The following is an 8,397-nucleotide window of genomic DNA, read 5'->3' as shown; positions in this document are numbered from 1 at the left end:
CGGCTCGGGCTGCCTTGTCACCGAGGGTGCCCGCGGCGAAGGCGGCTACCTCGTCAACTCCGAAGGCGAGCGCTTCATGGAGCGCTACGCGCCCTCGGCGAAGGACCTGGCGTCACGCGACGTCGTCTCGCGCGCGATGACCATCGAGATCCGCGAAGGGCGCGGCGTCGGCAAGAAGAAGGACCACATCTTCCTGCATCTCGACCATCTCGATCCCGCCGTGCTCGCCGAGCGCCTGCCGGGCATCTCCGAATCCGCCAAGATCTTCGCCAATGTCGACGTGACGCGCGAGCCGATCCCGATCGTGCCGACCGTGCACTACAACATGGGCGGCATCCCCACGAACTATCACGGCGAAGTGCTGACCAAGAAGGACGGCGACGACAACGCCGTCATCCCCGGCCTGATGGCGATCGGCGAAGCGGCCTGCGTTTCCGTGCACGGCGCCAACCGCCTCGGCTCGAACTCGCTGATCGACCTCGTCGTGTTCGGCCGCGCCGCGGCGCTGCGCCTGGCCGAGAAGCTGACGCCGAACGGCAAGCAGCCCGAGCTGCCGGCGAACTCGGCCGATCTCGCGCTCGGCCGCCTCGACCATTATCGCTATGCCTCCGGCGGCACGCCGACCGCAAAGCTGCGCGAAGGCATGCAGCACGTGATGCAGAACAATTGCGCCGTGTTCCGCACCGGCGAAGTGCTGAGCGAAGGCCAGAACCTGATCGCGAAGGTCCACAGCGGCATCACCGACATCGCCGTGTCCGACCGCTCGCTGGTGTGGAATTCGGATCTCGTCGAGACGCTGGAATTCGACAATCTGATCTCGCAGGCGGTGGTGACGATGAACTCGGCCGCCAACCGCACCGAGAGCCGCGGCGCGCATGCGCGCGAGGACTTTTCCGCGCGCGACGACCAGAACTGGATGAAGCACACGCTGGCCTGGCTCGACGACAAGGGCAAGGTCAAGATCGAGTACCGCCCGGTTCATGACTACACCATGACCAACGACGTGCAGTACATCCCGCCGAAAGCGCGCGTGTATTGATCCAACAGTAGCCGTCATTCCGGGATGGTCCGAAGGACCAGACCCGGAATGACGAAAGGTTAGAGCAATGGTTGAATTCGCACTTCCCAAGAACTCGAAAATCACCGGCGGCAAGACCTGGCCGAAGCCCGCAGGCGCGACCGAGACGCGCGAGTTTCGCGTCTATCGCTGGAATCCTGACGACGGCAAGAATCCGAGCGTCGACACCTATTACGTCGACGTCAATGATTGCGGTCCGATGGTGCTGGACGGCCTGATCTGGATCAAGAACCACATCGATCCGTCGCTGACCTTCCGCCGCTCCTGCCGCGAAGGCGTCTGCGGCTCCTGCGCCATGAACATCGACGGTCAGAACACGCTGGCCTGCACCCGCTCGATGCACGACGTGAAGGACGGCGCGGTGAAGATCAACCCGCTGCCGCACCAGCCGGTGGTCAAGGACCTGGTTCCGGACCTCACCAATTTCTACGCGCAATACGCCTCCGTCGAGCCGTGGCTGAAGACGACCTCGCCGACGCCGCAGAAGGAATGGCGCCAGAGCCACGAGGACCGCGAGAAGCTCGACGGCCTCTACGAGTGCATCCTGTGCGCCTGCTGCTCGACCTCCTGCCCGAGCTATTGGTGGAACAGCGACCGCTATCTCGGCCCGGCCGCGCTGCTCCAGGCCAACCGCTGGGTGTCCGACTCACGCGATGAGGCGACCGGCGAGCGGCTGGACAATCTCGAGGATCCGTTCCGCCTGTACCGCTGCCACACCATCATGAACTGCGCCAAGGCCTGCCCGAAGGGCCTGAACCCGGCCGAGGCCATCGCCGAGCTCAAGCTCAAGATGGTCGAACGCCAGATCTAGGCCGCATCGACGCTGGCTCTGCCCCGGCCCCGGGCGGCCGGGGGCAATTTGCGATTGAAACAATTCGGATAAAATTCGCTCGATCTCGTGTCGCGGGCGATTCGACGGCTTACAACCTCCGGTTCCCATCACAAGCCGCTTCCTTCCTGACGCGAGATTCAAGTAAGCTCTCCGGTCGGGGGACCGGAGCGACCGTGCAGGGCGCACAACGCAACTCGCTGAGACTGCTGCAGTGGATGATGGCGGCATCCCTGGCGCTGCCCATTGCGCTGTTCGCCATTGCCTCGACGATTTCCTACAATTCGACGCTTGATATCGCCGACCGTGAGATCGAGCGGACGCTCGATGTCGCGCATGAGCACGCGCTCAAGGTGTTCGAGACCATCGACCGGAGCCTGGCCGAGCTCAACGAGGTCGTGCGCGACCTCTCCGACGACACGATCCGGTCGCGGGAACCCGCCCTGCACAAGCGCCTGAAGCAGCTCGCCGACGCGCTGCCGCAGCTCAAATCCGCCTGGATCTTCGATGCCAACGGAAAGTCGCTGGTCAACAGCCTGGCCTCGCCGCCGCCGAATCAGAGCTTTGCCGACCGCGACTATTTCTATTCCCATGTCGACCAGAGCATCGGAACCTTCATCGGCACCGTCTTGACGCCGCGCCCGCCCTACCAGGGCGCGCGCTTCTTCGGCGTCAGCCGCCGGCGCTCGTCCGACGACGGCAGCTTCATCGGCGTGATCCAGGCATCCGTCCTGCCTGAATATTTCGAGAGCTTTTACGCCAGGATCGGCAGCGATCCGGGCTCCTTCTTTGCGATGGGCCGCACTGATGGCGTGCTGCTGGCACAGCTGCCGCGGCTCGATCGCGATTTCCGGCTCGATCCGAACGGTCAGGTCGGCCGCAGCATCGCAGCCCATCCCGTCCATGGGCTGATGACCATCGCCTGGCCGACCGACGGTCTGGAGCGGCGCATCGGCTACCGGCGCGTCGCCGGATATCCGATCTATGTCAGCGCCGGCCTCGAGACCTCGGCGATCCGCGGCCGCTGGCTCACGACCATCAGCCAGCATCTGGTGTTCGGCCTGCCGGCCACCGCGCTGCTGTTCATCCTGCTGGCCTTCGCCTTCCGCCGCACCCAGCATCTGCAGCTCGAAGCTGCCAAGCGGCGCGAGGCCGAGGAGGCGCTCAAGCACAGCCAGCGGCTGGAGGCGCTGGGCCAGCTCACCGGCGGCGTCGCGCATGATTTCAACAACCTGCTGACCGTGATCCGCGCATCGGTCGATCTGTTGAACCGCCCGCAACTGAGCGAGGAGCGGCGGCAGCGCTACATCACGGCGATCGGGGAGGCCGTCGCGCGCGCGGCCAAGCTGACCTCGCAGCTGCTGGCCTTTGCGCGGCGCCAGACCTTGAAGCCCGAAGTTTTCGACGTCGGCGAGCGGATGCGATCGCTGCGCGACATGCTCGCCACGCTGCTTGGGCCTGCGATCGAGATCGTCACGCAGCTGCCGGCCGAGCCCTGCCTCGTCAGCGCCGATGCCGGCCAGTTCGAGACGGCCATGATCAACATGGCGACCAACGCGCGCGACGCCATGCAGGGCAAGGGCCGGATCGTCTTCACGGTGCACGCGGCGACATCAGTTCCGGATACACTCGCGCATCTCTCCGGCAGCCAGACCCTGAAAAATCCTGGTTTCATCTGCGTCACCGTCAGCGACAGCGGCGTCGGCATTCCCGCAGGCCAATTGGGCCGAATCTTCGAGCCGTTCTTCACCACCAAGCAGGTCGGCCAGGGCACCGGCCTCGGCCTGTCGCAGGTGTTCGGCTTCGCCCGGCAATCCGGCGGCGAAGTGACCGTCGTCAGCGAGGTCGGCCAGGGCAGCACCTTCTCGCTCTATCTGCCGCGCGCGCCGGCCGATCTGTTGCCCCGGAGCCCGGCGCCGACCACGGCCCCGGCTGTCGCCGGCAGCGGCATGTCGGTGCTGGTCGTCGAAGACAATATCGAGCTCGGCAATTTCGCCGCCGACGGGCTGACCGAGCTCGGCTACAGCATCACGCTGGTCGACAACGCCACCGACGCGCTCACCGAACTTGTCAGCCACGCCGATCGCTTCGACGTCGTCTTCTCCGACGTCGTCATGCCGGGGATGACCGGGCTCGATCTGGCGCAGGCGATGTGCGATCGCTGCATCAGCGTACCTATCGTGCTGACCACCGGCTATAGCCAGGCTCTGTCCCAGGACGGCATCGCCGGCTTCGAGCTGGTGCAAAAGCCCTATTCGATCGAAGAGCTGTCGGGGGTCCTGCACCGCGCGGCGCGCGTGAAACGGGTGCGCGACGGCGCCGCCGAGTGAGATCAGGAACCCGAGGGAACCGGCTCGCGTTGTCGGCTCATGCAGAAGCCGGTCCGAAACAGTGAGCCGGGCAAGACACCGCCCATCGTGAAGATTACCGGCGAGAATGGCGATGAGGTCGCCCCGCCGCCGCCGGAAGTGCTCGAGCCCGATTCCGAGCTTACGCCCGAGGAGGTCGAGCAGGCGCGCAAGGATTATCTCCTCACCCGCTTCTGGATCAGTGCGCGCGGCTTCTGGAGCCGCAAGGGCGACCGCCTGGCCTGGCCGTTCTCGATCGGCCTCGTCGTACTGATCGTTCTCACCGTCGGCTTCCAATACGGCATCAATGTCTGGAATCGGGCGATCTTCGACGCCATCGAGAAGCGCGACGCGACCACCGTCTTCCACCTCAGCGCTGTGTTCTTCCCGCTCGCCATCGGCAGTATCGTGCTCGCCGTCGTCCAGGTGTTTGCGCGGATGGGCATCCAGCGGCGCTGGCGCGCCTGGCTCACCAATAGCGTGCTGACACGCTGGCTCGCGAACGGGCGCTACTACCAGCTCAACCTCGTCGGCGGCGACCACAACAATCCGGAATACCGGATCGCCGAGGATTTGCGCATTGCGACCGACTCGCCGGTCGATTTTATCGCCGGGGTGACCTCGGCGCTGCTGTCCGCGGCAACCTTCATCGTCGTGCTCTGGACCATAGGCGGCGCGCTGACCGTCACGCTTGGCGGCTCCGCCATCACCATACCGGGCTTCCTCGTGATCGCCGCGGTGCTCTATGCCGCGATCGCCTCGGGCTCGATCATGGCGATCGGCCGCCAATTCGTGCAGGTCTCCGAGGACAAGAACCAGGCGGAAGCCGATTTCCGCTACACGCTGACACGCGTGCGCGAGAACGGCGAGAGCATCGCGCTGCTCGGCGGCGAAGAGGAAGAACGCGGCGGCATCGATCGCAATTTTTCCAACGTGCTCAGGCAATGGGCGCGGCTCGCGGGACAACACATGCGGACCACGCTGGTGTCCCAGGGCTCGAGCCTGGTTGCGCCGGTCGTGCCGCTGCTGCTGTGCGCGCCAAAATTCCTCGACGGCAGCATGAGCCTCGGACAAGTGATGCAGGCGGCCTCGGCCTTCACCATCGTGCAGAGCGCATTCGGCTGGCTGGTCGACAATTATCCCAGGCTCGCCGACTGGAACGCCTGCGCGCGCCGCATCGCCTCGCTGATGATGTCGCTCGACGGCCTCGAGCGTGCCGAGCAGGGCGACGGCCTTGGCCGCATCAAGCGCGGCGAAACCAGCAACGATGCGATGCTGGAGCTGCACGACCTTTCCGTCACGCTGGACGACGGCACCGCCGTGGTCGGCGAGACCGAGGTGGTGATCGAGTCCGGCGAGCGGCTCCTGGTCGCCGGCGAATCCGGCACCGGCAAGAGCACGCTGGTGCGCGCCATCGCAGGCCTGTGGCCATGGGGCGGCGGCAGCGTCAACTTCCATCCCGATCGGCGGCTGTTCATGCTGCCGCAGCGGCCCTACGTGCCCTCAGGCAGTCTGCGCCGCGCGGTCGCCTATCCCGGCGCCGAGGAGGACTGGACTGTCGAGGAGATCGGCGAGGCCCTGCACAAGGTCGGCCTCGATCATCTCAAGGAGAAGATCGCCGAAGAAGGGCCGTGGGATCAGACCCTCTCAGGCGGCGAGAAGCAGCGCCTCGCCTTCGCGCGGCTCTTGCTCCATACCCCCGATATCGTCGTGCTTGACGAAGCGACCTCGGCGCTCGACGAGAAGAGTCAGGACAAGATGATGCAGATGGTCACCGACGAACTGCCGAAGGCGACCATCGTCAGCGTCGCGCATCGTGTCGAGCTGGAGGCCTTCCACAGCCGCAAGATCGTGCTGGAGCGCCACAAGGGCGGCGCCAAGCTCGTCAGCGATATCGACCTGATTCCCCGCAAGGGCCGGCGCAGGCTGCTCGGGCGATTCCTGCGCCAGCGGAAGGCGGTGAAGAAGGCGGCGTGAGGTCAGTAGCCCGGATGCGCAGCGCAATCCGGGAAGGCCTGTTCGCAGGGCGGGAATCCCGGATTTCGCTGCGCATCCGGGCTACAAAACCCTCGATTGGAGTCCCCAACAAAACCGGCTATGCATGCGCCGCCTGCAACGAGGACCGCCTGCTTGACGCCCGACAATTCCCTTTCGACTGCGCCATTCGGCGCGTTTGCGCCCAACGCGGCGCAGGCCGCGATTATCAGGCTCGTGCAGGGATCGGGGCTGAAGCGCGGCGCGTTCCGGCCCTGGATGTCGCGGCTGGTCGATCTGCTGCGCAGCGGCCCGGTCGACGTGCAATATCAGGGCGCTTCGTTCCGCTTCTACCATCAGGGCAGCGCCACCGAGCGCGGCGCGCTGTTCAATCCCGATTACAACATCGACGAGCTCGACTTCCTGCGCCAGCACACACCTTTCGGCGGCACGTTCGTTGACGTCGGCGCCAATGTCGGCACGTTTGCTTTGGTGATAGCGCGGCAGGTCGGGCCCGATGGCAAGGTTGTCGCGATCGAGCCGCATCCCCTCACCTTCAGCCAGCTCTCGTTCAACCATTCCGCTTCGAAAGCGACGCAGGTTCGCCTGGTGCAGGCGGCCGCGGGAGCTGCCGACGGCGAGCTGATGATCGAGAGCGGCGGCGGCAATCTCGGCGCCACGCATGTCGTGACCGGCGCGGCCAGCACGGAGGCCATCAAGGTGCCGTCGCTGCGGCTCACACGCATTCTGGACGAGGCCGGCGTGACCCAAGTCGATTCGCTCAAGATCGACGTCGAGGGATTCGAGGACCGCGTGCTGATCGGATTCTTCCGCGACGCGCCCCCATCGCTGTGGCCCCGCGCCGTTGTGATCGAGCATCTGTCACAAAACGAATGGCAGCAGGATTGTATCGCTGACATGGTTGCGCGGGGCTTTACCGTCGCGCGCAAGACGCGCAGCAATACGTTCCTGTCGCGCTGACGCCGAACCCAAGGAGGATACGATGATCGATCATTTGGGCCTCTCCGTCTCCGACTATGAGGCCGCGAAGGCGTTCTATGCGAAGGCCCTGGCGCCGCTCGATTACAGCATGATCATGGAAGTGACGGCGGAGCAGACCGGTCACGCCACGGCCGCCGGCTTCGGCGCGAACGGCAAGCCCGATTTCTGGATCGAGGGAAAGGGCGCGATGAACAAGCCGGTGCATGTCGCGATATCTGCGAAAGATCGCGCCACGGTTGACGCGTTCTACGAGGCTGCGATGGCGGCAGGCGGCCGCGACAACGGGCCGCCCGGCCTGCGCCCGCATTATCACGCGAACTATTACGGCGCCTTCGTGCTCGACCCTGACGGCCACAACATCGAGGCCGTCTGCCACGCGCCGGAATAGGGCAGGGTGAGGCGGAACATCGGCGCCGCATCATCGTTGTCGTTCTCCTGACAACTGATCCCCGTGCTGCCGATGCCGATCGAACCGCCCGAGATACCGCCATCGACACCCGGCACGCCGACCGAGCCGCCGCCCGGCATCCCGCCGGGCAATCCGCAGCCTGAAATCACGCCGCCGGTCCACGAGCCCGGGCAATCGCCGCGACCTGATGAATTGCCAGGCCGCATGCCTGAAGAGATTCCATCGCGCGGACCGAACGGTCCGCTCGCACCCAATCCCGCGACGGATGCCAATTCGTCGCTTGTGTCACATGTGAGACGAGAGCGATCACATCTGAGGCGATTGCGACTCACGCCTGAATGCGCAATGAACGTTGTCCTCGTGACATGAATTGCATGCAGAAATAAATCGCGACGCAACGTCTTGGCCCGCCACAATCCAGCCTAACGCGTAGCTGTTCATCACCCGACTTCACATCGTCAAAGAACCTTCCGGGGAAGTTCAACCACATGACCAACCTTCGTTTCGTGCTGCTCGCCACGACGGCCCTGACCGCGATGCAATTTGCCGGCTCCGCAGCTCATGCGCAAAGCGCGCCGCCGCTCGTGGTCGCGCAGGCCCAGCCGGAGACGGGCCCTGACGGAAAACCGAAGCAGCCTCCGAAGGAAGCGCCAAAGGGACCTCCGCCCGGTGCGCCTGCCGCCCGCCCGTCGACGCCGCCTCCCGCGCCTCCCGCTGCACCGCCTGCTGCGCCCAAGCCCCCGGCCGCACCGCCCCC

Annotated in this window: 6 protein-coding genes and 2 pseudogenes; all 8 read left to right on the top strand. The window is 65.4% G+C overall.

Annotated elements, in window-relative coordinates; genetic code table 11:
• A partial coding sequence (locus AOQ71_RS48415; protein ID WP_245317102.1) for an FAD-binding protein occupies positions 1–1,039 on the top strand: 1,039 nt, incomplete at its 5' end.
• Between the two features lie 67 nt (positions 1,040–1,106).
• Positions 1,107–1,889 carry a succinate dehydrogenase iron-sulfur subunit gene (locus tag AOQ71_RS24830; protein ID WP_057752396.1) on the top strand — a complete coding sequence of 261 codons (783 nt, stop codon included), beginning with the start codon at positions 1,107–1,109 and terminating at the stop codon, positions 1,887–1,889.
• 194 nt (positions 1,890–2,083) lie between these two features.
• Complete coding sequence (locus AOQ71_RS24825) at positions 2,084–4,237, top strand: hybrid sensor histidine kinase/response regulator (RefSeq protein WP_057752392.1); 2,154 nt, start codon at positions 2,084–2,086, stop codon at positions 4,235–4,237.
• A 39-nt stretch (positions 4,238–4,276) separates the two neighbouring features.
• Positions 4,277–6,232 carry an ABC transporter ATP-binding protein/permease gene (locus AOQ71_RS24820; RefSeq protein ID WP_057752389.1) on the top strand — a complete coding sequence of 652 codons (1,956 nt, stop codon included), beginning with the start codon at positions 4,277–4,279 and terminating at the stop codon, positions 6,230–6,232.
• A 120-nt stretch (positions 6,233–6,352) separates the two neighbouring features.
• Positions 6,353–7,210: an FkbM family methyltransferase gene (locus AOQ71_RS24815; RefSeq protein WP_083514474.1), complete on the top strand. Its 858-nt coding sequence runs from the start codon at positions 6,353–6,355 to the stop codon at positions 7,208–7,210.
• Between the two features lie 22 nt (positions 7,211–7,232).
• Positions 7,233–7,619 carry a VOC family protein gene (locus AOQ71_RS24810; protein ID WP_057752386.1) on the top strand — a complete coding sequence of 129 codons (387 nt, stop codon included), beginning with the start codon at positions 7,233–7,235 and terminating at the stop codon, positions 7,617–7,619.
• A 72-nt stretch (positions 7,620–7,691) separates the two neighbouring features.
• Positions 7,692–7,910 (top strand): annotated as a pseudogene (locus tag AOQ71_RS48410) (hypothetical protein); the annotation flags it as partial.
• Between the two features lie 218 nt (positions 7,911–8,128).
• Positions 8,129–8,397, top strand: a pseudogene (locus AOQ71_RS24800) (OmpA family protein); the annotation flags it as partial.

It is taken from the genome of Bradyrhizobium manausense (assembly GCF_001440035.1).
Classification (GTDB): domain Bacteria; phylum Pseudomonadota; class Alphaproteobacteria; order Rhizobiales; family Xanthobacteraceae; genus Bradyrhizobium; species Bradyrhizobium manausense.
The sequence above is the reverse complement of the archived record's forward strand: the minus strand, read 5'-3'. Positions and strand labels throughout refer to the sequence as shown.

Bases quoted from the DNA above. Each gene is read 5' to 3' on its own strand.
- AOQ71_RS24810 (WP_057752386.1), top strand. From the start codon at position 7,233: ATGATCGATCATTTGGGCCTCTCCGTCTCCGACTATGAGGCCGCGAAG.
- AOQ71_RS24830 (WP_057752396.1), top strand. From the start codon at position 1,107: ATGGTTGAATTCGCACTTCCCAAGAACTCGAAAATCACCGGCGGCAAG.
- AOQ71_RS24820 (WP_057752389.1), top strand. From the start codon at position 4,277: ATGCAGAAGCCGGTCCGAAACAGTGAGCCGGGCAAGACACCGCCCATC.
- AOQ71_RS24815 (WP_083514474.1), top strand. From the start codon at position 6,353: ATGCATGCGCCGCCTGCAACGAGGACCGCCTGCTTGACGCCCGACAAT.